The 14310-nt window shown below is 65.2% G+C and carries 13 protein-coding genes; 6 read left to right on the top strand and 7 right to left on the bottom strand.

Annotated features, from left to right (window positions below; genetic code table 11):
* The first annotated feature begins 243 nt into the window (after positions 1–243).
* From DU475_RS05795 to DU475_RS05785, 3 genes are all read left to right on the top strand, one after another.
* Positions 244–1722 carry a protein adenylyltransferase SelO gene (locus tag DU475_RS05795; protein WP_164631190.1) on the top strand — a complete coding sequence of 493 codons (1479 nt, stop codon included), beginning with the start codon at positions 244–246 and terminating at the stop codon, positions 1720–1722.
* A 102-nt stretch (positions 1723–1824) separates the two neighbouring features.
* Positions 1825–2988, top strand: a complete 1164-nt coding sequence (gene rnd / locus DU475_RS05790) for a ribonuclease D (protein WP_047309473.1) — start codon at positions 1825–1827, stop codon at positions 2986–2988.
* Positions 2989–2999: 11 nt separating this feature from the next.
* A complete protein-coding gene (locus DU475_RS05785; RefSeq protein ID WP_164631188.1) occupies positions 3000–3923 on the top strand; it encodes a bestrophin family protein in 924 nt (307 codons plus the stop codon).
* 239 nt (positions 3924–4162) lie between these two features.
* Here DU475_RS05785 and ppx read toward each other — a convergent pair whose 3' ends face one another.
* The 4 genes from ppx to DU475_RS05765 all read right to left on the bottom strand — a co-directional run bounded on the left by ppx (position 4163) and on the right by DU475_RS05765 (position 9305).
* On the bottom strand, positions 4163–5668 hold the full coding sequence (gene ppx, locus DU475_RS05780; RefSeq protein ID WP_164631186.1) for an exopolyphosphatase: 1506 nt from the start codon (positions 5666–5668) through the stop codon (positions 4163–4165).
* Positions 5669–5680: 12 nt separating this feature from the next.
* The gene (locus DU475_RS05775) at positions 5681–7891 is read right to left on the bottom strand and encodes an RNA degradosome polyphosphate kinase (RefSeq protein WP_164631184.1); all 2211 of its coding nucleotides are present in this window, start codon (positions 7889–7891) and stop codon (positions 5681–5683) included.
* A gap of 147 nt (positions 7892–8038) precedes the next feature.
* A complete protein-coding gene (locus DU475_RS05770) occupies positions 8039–8716 on the bottom strand; it encodes a P-loop NTPase family protein (protein WP_013502097.1) in 678 nt (225 codons plus the stop codon).
* Between the two features lie 43 nt (positions 8717–8759).
* Positions 8760–9305: a CDP-alcohol phosphatidyltransferase family protein gene (locus DU475_RS05765; protein WP_013502096.1), complete on the bottom strand. Its 546-nt coding sequence runs from the start codon at positions 9303–9305 to the stop codon at positions 8760–8762.
* A gap of 263 nt (positions 9306–9568) precedes the next feature.
* Here DU475_RS05765 and purM point away from each other — a divergent pair, with 263 nt between their 5' ends.
* Complete coding sequence (purM, locus tag DU475_RS05760) at positions 9569–10642, top strand: phosphoribosylformylglycinamidine cyclo-ligase (RefSeq protein WP_013502095.1); 1074 nt, start codon at positions 9569–9571, stop codon at positions 10640–10642.
* An 8-nt stretch (positions 10643–10650) separates the two neighbouring features.
* On the top strand, positions 10651–11304 hold the full coding sequence (purN, locus tag DU475_RS05755) for a phosphoribosylglycinamide formyltransferase (protein ID WP_164631182.1): 654 nt from the start codon (positions 10651–10653) through the stop codon (positions 11302–11304).
* A 63-nt stretch (positions 11305–11367) separates the two neighbouring features.
* Here purN and DU475_RS05750 read toward each other — a convergent pair whose 3' ends face one another.
* Positions 11368–11571, bottom strand: coding sequence for a cold-shock protein (locus DU475_RS05750; protein WP_013502093.1), 204 nt, complete (start codon positions 11569–11571; stop codon positions 11368–11370).
* Between the two features lie 481 nt (positions 11572–12052).
* On the opposite strand from DU475_RS05750, the gene DU475_RS05745 reads away from it, so the two are divergent.
* Positions 12053–12826, top strand: a complete 774-nt coding sequence (locus tag DU475_RS05745; RefSeq protein ID WP_013502092.1) for a Crp/Fnr family transcriptional regulator — start codon at positions 12053–12055, stop codon at positions 12824–12826.
* A gap of 81 nt (positions 12827–12907) precedes the next feature.
* On the opposite strand, the gene DU475_RS05740 is transcribed toward DU475_RS05745, so the two are convergent.
* Both DU475_RS05740 and ndk read right to left on the bottom strand, forming a co-directional pair.
* Positions 12908–13729, bottom strand: coding sequence for a TerC family protein (locus tag DU475_RS05740; RefSeq protein WP_013502091.1), 822 nt, complete (start codon positions 13727–13729; stop codon positions 12908–12910).
* A gap of 74 nt (positions 13730–13803) precedes the next feature.
* Positions 13804–14226: a nucleoside-diphosphate kinase gene (gene ndk / locus DU475_RS05735; RefSeq protein ID WP_013502090.1), complete on the bottom strand. Its 423-nt coding sequence runs from the start codon at positions 14224–14226 to the stop codon at positions 13804–13806.
* Positions 14227–14310 lie beyond the last annotated feature (84 nt).

The raw sequence follows: 14310 nt of genomic DNA, 5'->3' as shown, positions 1-14310 counted from the left end.
GCCGTCTTCAGGCAGAATCGCGTGTCCGCAAGCCGTTGCGGAGAGCGTCAGGGTTTACCCGAGCGAACCCACCGCGGCAACCAGATGCGGAACGAGCACTCACCACTATCGGCTCTCCCGTCCGGCACCGCGGCAGCCTTCCCCGCCAGCCTTTCCGGATTGCAGCTTTTCCGCCGAAACAGTTGAAACCGGCCGGTTTCGGGCGGATTGTCGAAGCAGCGAACCGTTCTTAACTGGTGATCGATGACAGCGCATTTTCCGTTCGACAACAGCTACGTGGCGCTCCCGCAGAACTTCTTCGCGCGAGTTGCGCCCACGCCGGTCGCCGCCCCCCGGTTGATCAAGCTGAACCGCCCCCTCGCGCGACAGCTCGGGCTTGATCCGGACCTGCTCGAGACGCCCGAAGGCGCGGAGATCCTTTCCGGTAACCGAATGCCGGAAACCGCTGCTTCGATCGCGATGGCCTATGCCGGCCACCAGTTCGGCAACTTCGTGCCGCAGCTCGGCGACGGCCGGGCGATCCTGCTCGGTGAGGTGATCGACCGCCACGGCGTTCGTCGCGATATCCAGCTCAAGGGCGCCGGCCGCACCCCGTTTTCCCGAAGGGGCGACGGCCGCGCCGCGCTCGGCCCGGTGCTGCGCGAGTACATCGTCAGCGAGGCAATGGCAGCTCTTGGCATCCCGACCACCCGCTCGCTCGCGGCTGTGCTGACTGGCGAGACGGTGCTGCGCGATCCGATCCAGCCGGGCGCTGTGCTGACGCGGGTGGCATCCAGCCACATCCGGGTCGGCACCTTCCAGTATTTCGCCGCCCGGGGCGATCTCGACAGCGTGCGGGCGCTCGCCGACCATGCCATCGCCCGCCACTACCCGGAGGCAGCGGAGGCCCCCTCGCCCTATCTGGCCCTGCTCGAAGGCGTGATCGGCCGGCAGGCGGAACTGGTGGCGAGCTGGATGATGATCGGTTTCATCCACGGGGTGATGAACACCGACAACTGCTCGATCGCCGGCGAGACCATCGATTATGGTCCCTGTGCCTTCATGGACAGCTTCGATCCGAAGACCGTCTACTCCTCGATCGACCAGTTCGGCCGCTACGCCTACGGCAACCAGCCGCCGATCGCATTGTGGAACCTGACCCGGCTGGCCGAGTGCCTGGTCAGGCTGCTGGCCGATGACGACGACAAGGGCGTCGGCATCGCCCAAGACGCGCTCGGCGGCTACGCAGAGCGGTTCAACGCCGCCTATCTTGCCAAGCTGGCGGCCAAGCTCGGCCTGTTCACCAGCCAGCCGGACGATCAACAGCTCTCGCAGGAATTTCTGGCGGCCCTGGCCAAGGGCGAAGCCGACTTCACCCTCGCCTTCCGCCGCCTGAGCGACGCCGCTGCCGATCCGTCGGATCTCAGCGAGGTCCGCACCCTGTTCGCGGATCCTTCGGCCTTCGACGAATGGGCGCCGCGGTGGCGGGCGCGGATCGCGGCCGAGCCGCAGGACGGTTCCACCCGCCGGGACGCGATGCGCCGGGTCAACCCGGCCTACATCCCCCGTAACCATCAGGTCGAAGCGGTGATCCGGGCGGCCGTCGACCGGGATGATTTCGGTGCTTTCGAAGAGTTCCTGGCGGTGCTCGCCAACCCCTTCGAGGAAAAGGCGGAATTCGCCCGCTATGCGGAGCCGCCGCAGCCCCATGAACGGGTGCTGGAAACCTTCTGCGGAACTTGATCGACGCCGGGCGAGCGTGTCTAGTGGACGGGATTCGACGGCTTTGGCCAGCCGGCGCGGCCGATTGTCGCCCACTGCCGTCCCCGAACGCGACAGAGTTTGATGGACCTGATTTCAACTTCCGAGCAGCTTGCCGACGCCTGCGCCCGTCTCGCCCGCCACCCCGTCATCACGGTCGACACCGAGTTTCTCCGGGAGACGACGTTCTATCCATTGCTGTGCGTCGTGCAGATGGCGAGCGCCGAGGACGCGCTGGTGATCGACGCGCTGGCCGATGGCATCGACCTGAAGCCGTTCTTCGACCTGATGGCGAACGAGCAGGTGCTGAAGGTCTTCCACGCCGCCCGTCAGGACATTGAAATCGTCTGGCATCGCGCCGGCATCGTGCCGCATCCGATTTTCGACACCCAGGTCGCCGCGATGGTCCTCGGCTATGGCGACAGCATCGCTTACGACCAGCTCGTCGAGCGCATCACCGGTCACCGCCCGGACAAGACCCACCGCTTCACCGACTGGTCGCGCCGGCCTCTCACCGAGGAGCAGGTTCACTACGCGGTCTCCGACGTCACCCATCTGCGCGACGTGTTCGCCGCGCTCGATGCCGACCTGAAGAAACGCGGCCGCAGCGATTGGGTCAGCGAGGAGATGGAAGTCCTCACCTCGCCGAGCACCTACGACGTGCACCCGGAGCGTGCCTGGGAGCGGCTGAAGACCCGGGTGCGCAAGCCGAAAGAGCTGGCGGTGCTGATGGAGATCGCGGCCTGGCGCGAGCAGGAAGCGCAGAGCCGCGACGTGCCGCGCTCGCGCGTTCTCAAGGACGACGCGCTCGGCGACATCGCCACCCATGCGCCGACCTCGCTGGAGAAGCTGGCCAATCTGCGCTCGCTGCCGAAGGGGTTCGATCGCTCGAAATGGGGCACCGAGATCGTCGCAGCAGTGCAACGTGGGCTGGCGCGTGATCCGTCGACGCTGCCGAAGATCGACAAGCCGCGCAACAACTCCAACGGCACCGCGATCGTCGAACTGCTCAAGGTGCTGCTGCGGATGACCTCCGAGCGTCATGCGGTCGCCGCCAAGGTGATCGCCACCGTCGACGACCTCGAACAGATCGCAGCCGACGACAACGCCGATGTCGGCGCGCTGCGCGGCTGGCGGCGCGAGCTGTTCGGCGAGGCTGCACTCGCCCTCAAGCACGGCCGGCTGTCGCTGGCGATCGAACGCGGCAAGGTGATCCAGGTCGAACGCAGCGCCGCTACTCGGAGCTAAAGCGCCGATCAATGATCGTTCGACCGCAGCCCAATCTGCTTCAGCTCTTCTTTCTGGTCCAAGGCTCGGTGGTGCAGCGGATTTTTCCGCAGGCCCTGCTCATCGCCGGCCTGTCGGTCGCGGTGGTGTGGGCGCACCACGCCTATCCGGGCCTCGTCTCGGATTTCAACAGCGCGCCGTTCACGGTGCTCGGCATCGCGCTGTCGATCTTCATGGGTTTCCGCAACAACGCCTGTTACGACCGTTGGTGGGAAGCGCGCCGCCACTGGGGCGAACTGATCTGTCTGAGCCGCAATCTGGCGCGGCAGACGCAGATCCTGCCCTGCTCCGGCGCCGATCCGGAGCGCAGCCGCCAGAAGCTGCTGACGCTGGCGATGGCGTTCGCCCAGGCGCTGGTGCTGCACCTTCGCCCGGGAAGCGACACCACCAAGGTGACGCGCCACCTTAGCGCCGAGACCCGCGCGCGCTATGAGGCCAGCCGCAACGCGCCCGAAGTCATCCTCTCGGCGATGCAGGCCGAACTCGCTGCCCTGCATCGCAGCGGCGAATTGCGCGACATCCCGTTCCAGATCATCGATCGCACCATCGGCCAGATGGCGATGGTGCAGGCCGCATGCGAACGCATCCGTTCGACGCCGGTGCCGTTCGGCTATTCGCTGCTGCTGCACCGAACCGCCTACGTATTCTGCCTGCTGCTGCCGTTCGGCTTCGCCAACACCCTCGGCTGGCTGACGCCGTTCGCCACCGCGCTGGCGGCCTACACCTTCTTCGGCCTCGACGCGCTCGGCTCCGAGCTGGAAGAGCCGTTCGGCCAATTGCCCAACGATCTGCCGATCGCTGCGCTGGCCGACACCATCGAGATCAATCTGCGCGAAGCTCTCGGCGAAACCGACCTGCCGCCGTTGCCGAAGCCGGTCAACCACATCCTGGTGTGAGCCGTCGCAAGCCAGAGCGGTTCATCGTTTGATTGAAACGATCCGACCTTTCCGAAGGCACTGAGTCCTCATCCTGTGGAGCCCGGCGAAGCCGGGCGTCTCGAAGGATGGGGCAACGCATTCCCCGCATCACATGGTTCGAGACGGCGCTACGCGCCTCCTCACCATGAGGTTGTGCGTGTGGCACGCGGTGCGGATCAGCTCTGATTCTATAAAAAGCAGAACTGCTCTAAGCGGCTTCAGCGCAGCACGATCGTCCCTGAACGGCCGACCATCTTGGCGAGCTGCTTGAACCGGCTGCCGACGCGGTCGGCGACCAGATCGACCAGGCTATGCTCGAACACCAGCATCAGCTTGCGGCCCTCGGTGCGGAAATGCGTCGCCGGCAGCACACCCGGCCGCGCCGCGCTGATCAGATGCGCGACCCGGAACGCCGCCCCGAGCAGCCGCGCGCGCTCGTCGAGCGCTTCGGTCACCAGTTCGCGCGCCGACATCGGCGGCTCGTTCTGCTCGCTGAAGCCGGCGTAGCGGTAGTACACCGACAACCCCATGAAGGCGCGGTCGCGATGGGTGACGTCGCCGAAATTGGCGTTCGCGATCAGCGACAAAGTCTGTTCGCCGCGATGATCGGGATGCACCCGCCAGCCGACATCCGACATCAGGCAGGCCGCGCGCCGCAGCCGGCGATCCTCTTCGGTTTCCTTGACCTTGGCGACGCGGAACAGCCGGTCGGTCCACTCGATCAGCTCCTCGGCGTGACGCGCCGATCGCGACAGCAGCAGATTCAGATTCTGCGCAGCGCACAGCAGCCCGTCCTTGGCGCGCTCCTCCGGCGGCAATTGCTCGTAAAGCAACCCTTCGCGCACGCCGTAGGTCGAGAACACGATCGTCTTCGGCTTGGCGATCCGGATGACGTATTCGAGCACGACCGCCGCATAGGCCAGCAGCGGCCGTCGCGCATCGGCGATGACCTCGATATCGGCGAGCTGATTGGCCGCCACCAGCACCCGCAGCCGCTGCGCGAAGCGCAGCGCTTCCGCCGCCGAGATCGAATAGCCGTGCATCACTTTGAGCGAATGGCCGCTCTGGATGATGTGGATGCGGGCGAGCGCGCGCCAGGTTCCGCCGACCGCGTAGAACGTGCGGCCGCGGGCGGTCTTCAGCGGCCCCGCCTCCGACAGCAATTGCTGAGCGATCCGCTCGGCACGCTTGAGTGATTTCTGCGAGGCGTCCTGCAGGGCAAGGCTGCCGAGCGGCAGCGTCACGCCCTTGCGCACCGCATTGCCGCGGACGTCGATCAGTTCGAGCGAGCCGCCGCCCAGATCCCCAACGACGCCGTTCGGCTTGTGCACCCCTGAGATCACCCCCAGCGCCGACAGCTTGGCTTCGCGCGGTCCCGACAGGATCTCGATGGTAACGCCGCAGATCCGTTCGGCCTCGGCGATGAAGTCCGGCCCGTTCTTGGCGTCGCGGCAGGCGGCGGTGGCGATCGCGAACACCTTGCCGACCTTCATGACCCGGATCAGCGCGCGAAACCGCCTCAGCGCAACCAGCGCCTTGCTGACCGCGTCTTCGGTCAGCAGCCCGGTGGTCTGCACCTCGCGCCCGAGCCCGCACAGCGCCTTTTCGTTGAACACCGTGACCAGGCTGCGGGCCAGCGCCTCGTACACCACGAGGCGCACCGAATTCGAGCCGATGTCGATGACGGCGACGCTGGGGTCGCGCCTGCGCGGCTGCTTGCTCAACGTCGGAGTCCCTCAGGAGGATTGCTGGGACTGCTGGCGCTCGGCACGCCGGGTGAGCCGGCGGGGCGAAGATTCCTGGAGCGACTTGCCACGGCCGGACAGACTCGGATTGGTCATGAAGTAGTTGTGGACGTTGAAGGGCTCCTCGCCCTTGCCGGCCTTCATACGCGTGGACGAACCGTCCGGCAACAACCGCCAGCTCTGCTCGGTATCCTTCAGGTTGGCGACCATGATCTGTTCCAGCACCTGCTGATGCACGGTCGGGTTCAGCATCGGGCACAGCACCTCGACCCGGCGGTCGAGATTGCGCGGCATCATGTCGGCCGAAGAGATGTACACCGCCGCCTTGGCGCTCGGCAGTCCGTGACCGTTGCCGAAGCAGTAGATGCGGCCGTGCTCGAGGAACCGGCCGATGATCGATTTCACCCGGATGTTGTCGGACAGGCCCGGCACCCCCGGCCGCAGGCAGCAGATGCCGCGCACCACGAGTTCGACCGTCACCCCGGCGCGCGAAGCCTCGTACAGCGCGTCGATGATCTCCGGATCGACCAGCGAGTTCATCTTCAGCCAGATCGCCGCCGGCTTGCCATTGCGGGCGAAGTCGGTCTCGCCGCGAATGTGCGCCAGCATAGTCTTGCGCAGCGTGATCGGCGACACCGCCATCTTCTCGATGTCGCTCGGCTCGGCATAGCCGGTGATGTAGTTGAACACCCGCGCGGCGTCGCGGCCGAGGATCGGATCGGACGTGAAGTACGACAGGTCCGTATAGATACGGGCCGTCACCGGATGGTAGTTGCCGGTGCCGGTGTGGATGTAGGTGGTGAGACTGCCGCCCTCGCGCCGCACCACCAGCGACAGCTTGGCGTGGGTCTTGAGCTGCAGGAAGCCGTAAACCACCTGCACGCCGGCGCGCTCCAGGTCGCGCGCCCAGCGGATGTTGGCTTCCTCGTCGAACCGCGCCTTCAGCTCGACCAGTGCGGTGACCGACTTGCCGGCCTCGGCGGCCTCGGCCAGCGCGCGGACGATCGGCGAGTTGTTCGAGGTCCGATACAGCGTCTGCTTGATCGCGACGACGTCGGGATCGCGCGCCGCCTGCTGCAGGAACTGGACGACGACGTCGAACGATTCATACGGATGGTGGACGATCAGGTCTTTCTGCCGGATCGCCGCGAAGATGTCGCCGCCATGGTCGCGCACCCGCTCCGGATGCCGCGGCACGTAGGGCACGAATTCGAGGTCGGGGCGATCGACCCGGGTGAGCTGCGACAGCTCGTTCATCGCCAGCACACCGTCGACCAGGAACGCCTCGTCGTCGGCGGCGCCGAGCGCGCGCTGCACGAACACCCGCAGCTCTTCGGGCATCGCCGAATCCACTTCGAGCCGGATCACCGACCCGCGGCGGCGCCGTTTCAGCGCGGTCTCGAACAGCCGGACCAGATCCTCGGCCTCTTCCTCGATCTCCAGTTCGCTGTCGCGGATGATCCGGAACGAGCCCTGCCCCTTGACGTGGTAGCCGGGGAACAGCCGTCCGATGAACAGCGAGGTCGCCTGCTCCAGCGCCATCACCCGGACGGTCTGGTCGCGCCCATTCCCGGGCAGACGGATGAAACGGTCGATCCGCGCCGGCATCCGTATCAACGCATTCATCGGCTTGCCGTCGGATACCCGCGCCAGTTGCAGGCCGATTGTGAAGCCGAGGCTCGGAATGAACGGGAACGGGTGCGCCGGGTCGATCGCCAGCGGCGTCAACAGCGGGAAAATGTTGTGGAGGAAATGATCCTCCACCCAAGCGCGCTCCGATTTCGTGACGTCCTTTCCGTCCAGCAACAGAATACCGTGATCGCCCAGCACCCCGCGCAACTCGCGCCAGATCGACTGCTGATCGCTCGCGAGCTTCGAAACAGCCTCGTTGATCAGCCCAAGCTGTTCGGACGGCGTCAGCCCGTCCGGGCTGCGTTCAGTGATGCCCTCGCGGATCTGCGCTTTGATACCGGCGACGCGGACCATGAAGAACTCATCGAGGTTGTTGGCCGAAATCGACAAAAACCGGACCCGCTCCAGCACCGGATGGTGCGGATTGACCGATTCTTCGAGCACCCGACGGTTAAAGTGCAGCCATGACAGCTCGCGATTGATGAATCGCTCGGGGCCCGCTGCAACCATCGAGGCCGGCTCGGCCTCGCCTTTTTTCTCTTCGATCGCAATCACTTGCTCGGAGTCCATGAGGAATCGATCCAGACCAGGATGTAACGCGCCGCGGCTGCGGCGCCGCGAGACAATGCGGACGTGGCATGACGTTTCCATGACATTGAGAAACGAGGCACAGAAGCCGTCAAGCGGCGCGCTGGCGGCATCATTGCCGCAGGCCGCTCAATCGTCGCGCAGAATCTCGGACGCCAGTGCCCGTGTCACAGGCCGGCCGAGCCGCAGCGCCATGGTGTCGAGTTTCTCGACCACGCGCCGTGCCGCGACGAACGAACGGTCGATCCGGTTGGCCAGATAGCCGACCAGACCGGCGTCGATGCACATCTGCCGGTCGGCGCAGAACTTGACGATCAGGGCACGAAACAGCGCATCGTCGGGCGGCAGTAGCGAGACCACAGGCACCGCACGCAACCGCGACTTCAGGTCGCGCAACTCCACCGGAAAGGCCGAAGGCGCGAGGCGGCCGGTGAACAGCACATAGGCTTCGTCTTCGCGGGCCATGTTGATCAGGTGGAACAGCGCTCGTTCGTCGAAGCTGCCCGGCGCAAGGTCTTCGACGACCACCGCGCCGGTCGCCAGCGCGCCGGGCACCGCCGCCGCATTCAACGCCTGCGCCGCGGTCGACCGCGCCCCGGCGAGTTCGGCCCAGATCGCGGCCAGATGGCTCTTGCCGCTCCCCTCGGGGCCCACCAGCATCATGATACGGTTGGGCCAGTCCGGCCAACTCTCGATCAAAGAGAGCGCCGCGGTGTTGGCCGAGCCTTCCAGAAAATCCTCGCGCGACAGGCTTTCGGCGTGCGGCAGATCGAGAGCTAGTTGTCGAGGTTCAACGCGAACTGCCACAGGGCGCTCCATGCCGGCCCGAAAACGCGGCCGGCCGCCGCGGTCAACGGCCTGGCTCGATCGTGCTCATGTGCCGCATCCATTCGACGAGATAGAGGGAGACGGAAAGCAAGGTCAAGACGGTCACCGCCGCCATCAGCAGCAGGTCGTACGGCGCCGGCTCGAAGGCGAAGGCCAGCGCCCCAAGCACCAGTGCGGCGAACGACACCTGGGCGACAGTGTTCAGCTTGGAAACCATCAGCGGCTTCATCGGGATCGGACGGCCGAACACCCAGGAGATCATCACCGCACCGACGATCATGATGTCGCGCGACACCACCAGAATGACCAGCCAGCGCGGGATCGCGCCCCAGATCCCGAGCGAGACGTAGATCGAGACCAGCAGGGCCTTGTCGGCGAGCGGATCGAGCAGCGCGCCCAGCTCGCTGGCCATGTTGAACCGCTTGGCCAGGAATCCGTCGACCGCGTCGCTGACGCCGGCCACCACGAACACCGCGAAAGCGATCTCCATTTCATTCGACGCGATCGCCCAGACCACGACCGGCACCAGCAGAATGCGGCAGAGCGTAATGATGTTCGGAATGCTCACACAACGCTCCCGACTTCCGGCCCAAATCCGCCGAAGAATCTCGACTTTCGTCGATGGAGCGGGCTGGTTTTCTACATAGACCATGCTGGGCCCCCTTGCGAGCCATTGCACGCTGGCGGAATCCGACGTAACCACCCCAAAACATCGGCCGGGCGCGGACAAGCGGGACTTAGGTCTAGCGTCCTCGCGTTTGGTGGAACGACGGCGGCTTCGCCCTGGCGATGTCGCCCGGGTGCCGCACAGCTTGAATTGGGAAACCGGGCATGACCGAGCGGAAGCACGGCCTCACCTACGCCGACTCCGGCGTCGACATCGATGCGGGCAACCGGCTGGTCGATCTGATCAAGCCGATGGTGCGCGCGACCGCACGCGCCGGAGCGGACTCCGAAATCGGCGGATTCGGCGGACTGTTCGATCTGAAGGCGGCCGGCTTCAAGGATCCGGTGCTGGTCGCGGCGACCGACGGCGTCGGCACCAAGATCAAGGTGGCGATCGACGCCGGCCTGCACACCGGCATCGGCATCGACCTGGTGGCGATGTCGGTCAACGACCTCGTCGTGCAGGGCGCCGAGCCGCTGTTCTTTCTCGATTACTTCGCCTGCGGCAAGCTCGATCCGGTCGCGGCCGCTGAGATCGTCGCCGGCGTGGCGGAAGCCTGCCGGGAATCCGGTTGTGCGCTGATCGGCGGCGAGACCGCCGAAATGCCGGGCCTCTACAAGGACGGCGACTACGATCTCGCCGGCTTTGCGGTCGGAGCCGCCGAGCGCGGCACGCTGCTGCCCGCCAAGGATATCGCCGAGGGCGACGTGGTGATCGGACTGGCGTCTTCCGGCGTCCATTCCAACGGCTTCTCGCTGGTCCGCAAGATCGTCGAGAAATCCGGCCTGCCCTACGATGCGCCGGCGCCGTTCTCGCCGGTGATGACGCTCGGCGGTGCGCTTCTGGCGCCGACCAAGCTCTATGTGAAGTCGTGCCTGCAGGCGATCCGCGACACCGGCGCGATCAAGGGCCTCGCCCACATCACCGGCGGCGGCTTCACCGAGAACATCCCGCGGGTGCTGCCGAAGCATCTCGGCGTCGGCATCGACCTGCCGCGGATTCCGGTTCTGCCGGTGTTCAAATGGCTCGCCGAGCAAGGCGGGATCGCCGAGCTCGAGCTGCTGCGCACCTTCAATTGCGGCATCGGCATGATCGCGATCGTCAAGGCGGACGCGACCGACGAGGTCATCGAACGCCTGACCGCAAGCGGCGAGAGCGTGCATCTGCTCGGCCAGGTGATTGCCGCCAAGGGCGAGCAGCGGGTGGTCTATGACGGCCACCTCGATCTCGCCCTGTGAGTTCCGCGATGAAGCCCCGCGTTGCCATCCTGATTTCCGGACGCGGCTCCAACATGGCCGCGCTGATCGACGCCGCCGCTGAGGACGGGTTTCCAGCCGAAATCGCTGTGGTGATCTCCAACGTGGCCACCGCTGGCGGTCTTGCGATCGCCGAACGAAGCGGCATCGCCACCGTGGTGATCGAAAGCAAGCCGTTCGGCAAGGACCGAGCCGGCTTCGAAGCGGTGCTGCAGGCTGAACTCGACGCACGGGGAATCGAGCTGATCTGCCTCGGCGGCTTCATGCGGCTGTTCACCGCCGAATTCGCGCAGCGTTGGTACGGCCGGATGCTGAACATCCATCCGTCCTTGCTGCCGTCGTTCCCCGGTCTCGATCCGCACGGACAGGCGCTGCGCGCTGGCGTGAAGATCTCCGGCGCCACCGTGCACTTCGTCACGCCCGACACCGACGCCGGCCCGATCATCGTGCAGGGCGCGGTACCGGTGCAGGACGACGACACGCCGGACACGCTGGCTGCGCGTGTGCTGTCGGTCGAGCATCGCATCTACCCGGAAGCGCTGCGGCTGCTGGCTGAGGGCCTGCTGCGGTTCGACGGCGATCTGTGCCGGACGTCGGCCCCCAACGCTCCGGCGCGAAGGCTGATCTCGCCCGCGGCAGAGTGATCGGATACACGAAGTTCCCCCGGCTTTCGACCGGGGGCAGTCCGACAACAGCGGCGTTTCAGATTAGGAGATCTTCAGGTTCTCCGCCGACGTGCGCCCACGGTTCTCGACCAGATCGTACTCGATCGCCTGGTTCTCGTTGAGCGTGCTCAGCCCAGCACGCTCGACCGCTGAAATATGGACGAAGACGTCCTTGTCGCCCGTGGTCGGACGGATGAAGCCATACCCCTTAGTGGGGTTGAACCATTTGACGGTGCCCTTTTGCATCGCCTGCCTCCCGATCTAGATACAAAAAAGACGCGGCACGCTGCCCGCGTGCCACGCCACAAACGGCGAACCCAATGCGTTATCGATTTCCCAGTCGCGAAACATAAAGCCGAGGGGGCCAGATCCGATTGCGCATCAATTGCAACACGAAATTTGTGGTATAGCAAGCCTCGCACGATGCAACTGACAGAGATCGCGTAGTACGCAGCGAGACTGATCAGTTCCGAAGCAATCCGCGCTGCAATCTATAGCAAAGCGTAGTTCGGTCGGCAGACGGCTGCCTGTTTCGACTACAGATGCTCTGCGTCTCTGCTGACAAGATTTGCTGCACCGCCGAACTGTGCCGTTATCGCGGCAAGGATGCGACAATTTAGGACACTTTCGAACGTGGCCACCCCCGCCTCTGTCCGGTAAGCTCCCTTCGGGCCGAGAGGACTCGGTTCCAAAGCAGAAACAACACCACCAAGGAGCCGTTCAGATCTTGGCGAACGATCTTCAAGCAAGCTCTCCTGTAGTGAGAAATCGAGTTCTGGCACAACTTGCACCGGACGATTTCGAAGCGCTCAAGCCTTTGCTCCGGCCCGTCGAGTTTCGTGGGCGTGCCGTGCTGCAGGAAGCCAACCGCCGCGTCGAATGCGTGCACTTCATCGAAGACGGCCTCGTGTCGCACCTTTCTGGAACCCGCACCGATTTCGTCGAGACGGCCATGGTCGGCTACTTCGGCTATGTCGGCGTGCCGCTGGTTCTGGGCGCAGAGGTCTCGTCGCAGCGGTCGGTGGTGTGCATGCCGGGGACTGCGCTCAGGATCGAAGCCGATGATCTGGCCCGGGTGATCGCTGACCGGCCGCAGATCCGCGAAGAGATGCTTCGCTATGTGCCGGCGCTGATCGCCCAGAATACGCAGAGCGTGCTGTGCGCGGCGAAGCACGAGATCAATCAGCGCCTGGCGCGTTGGCTGCTGTTGGCGAACGATCGCATTCAGAGCGACGTGCTGTACATCACGCACGAGCTGCTCGCCGCCAGTATGGGCGTTCGGCGCGCCAGCATCACCAATGCGCTGCTTCAGCTCGAGGCGGAAGGCGTGGTCGAGAAGCGGCGCGGAGCGGTGCGGATCGTCGATCGCCAAGCGCTGGAGAACCGGACCTGCGACTGCTACCACATCGTCCGTGAAGCCTACGATCGCACCCGCACCGTGGAGTGCGGCGGCCACAATGGAGCTGATCACAGCCACGGCGTGATTGCCGGGACGGCCTGACGGCACCCCTCGTCTCACGTTCCAAGGATGAAGCGAGCCAGCCCGGCTCGCTTTTTTTTATCCGGCAACCGCAGACCGCGGTCAGGCGCTCTGCGCAGCCGACTGCCGACTTCGCCAGATCGATCCCGCAATCAGAACGACAACGGCGCCGGACACCGCGAACAAATGTTCGCCGACGGTGCCGTTGCCGGCGAGATGCGTGTACATTCCCATCATGCCGAACAGCGCATCGAGCTGAGTGCCGATCGGTGCATCGAGCTTGTGCACGAACGGAAGTGCGGCGGCATCGGTGGCGATCACCTGCCCGGCGATCCAGCCGAGCAGCGCCGCCCCCGCCCACACCAGGACCGGCAGTTTCTCCAGCACCATCAGGATCAGCGCTGCCCCTGCCACGATCAGCGGGACGCTGATCGCGAGTCCGAGGATCAGCAGGACCACATTGCCGTCAGCAGCCGCAGCAACGGCGATGACGTTGTCGAGGCTCATGACGATGTCGGCCACGACCACGATCTGGACCGCGTGCAGCAGATGCGAAGCGGCTCGAACGCTGTCTTCGTCTTCGTTGTCAGGAACCACCAGCTTGGCGGCGATCACCAGCAGCGCCAATCCGCCGACCAGCTTGAGGTACGGCCACTCCATCAGGGTGGCGACGATGCCGGTGAAAATGATGCGCAGCATGACGGCGGCGCCGGCACCGAGCACCATGCCCCACAGCCGATGATGCGGCTTGAGCCCGCGGCAGGCGAGCGCGATCACCAGCGCGTTGTCGCCCGACAACAGCACGTTGATCCAGATGATCTTGCCGACGGAAATCCAGAATTCGGGCTGCTGAACGTCGCTCTTGAATTGCGCGACGATCGACCAGAAGGTCGCGGGGTCGAAGACGTGCAGCACCCAGTCCACGGTCTTTCCCCGATGTCGCCGGGGTCCCGCGGCCGCCGATGATCAGCGGCCGGGAACGTCCGACGTGGTAATGCTTAGCCGACGATTTCGTTGCCGGAGAAGAACTGGGCGATCTCGATCTTGGCGGTTTCCGCCGCGTCCGAACCGTGCACCGAGTTCTCGCCGATCGACTTGGCGTGCGCCTTGCGGATGGTGCCGTCAGCCGCCTTCGACGGATCGGTCGCGCCCATCACGTCGCGGTACTTGGCGATCGCGCCCTCGCCTTCGAGCACCTGAACCACGACCGGGCCGGAGATCATGAAGTCGACCAGCTCACCAAAGAACGGGCGTTCCTTGTGCACCGCATAGAAGGTCTCAGCCTGCTCGCGGGTCATGCGGATCCGCTTCTGGGCGACGATCCGCAGACCGGCCTGTTCGATCAGCGCGTTGATCGCGCCGGTGATGTTGCGCTCGGTCGCATCGGGCTTGAGAATCGAGAAAGTCCGTTCGATCGCCATGGAATGTCCTTGAATAAGGGTGGGAGGAGTTGCCGGGCTTATATCCACGCCGCCGCGCTCCGGCAAGCTGCGGGTCGCGATTCA

It is taken from the genome of Rhodopseudomonas sp. WA056, assembly GCF_010906995.1.
In the GTDB taxonomy this organism is placed as follows: Bacteria; Pseudomonadota; Alphaproteobacteria; order Rhizobiales; family Xanthobacteraceae; genus Rhodopseudomonas; species Rhodopseudomonas palustris_G.
Note: the sequence above shows the minus strand (reverse complement) of the source record. Positions and strands in the feature narration are given on the sequence as shown.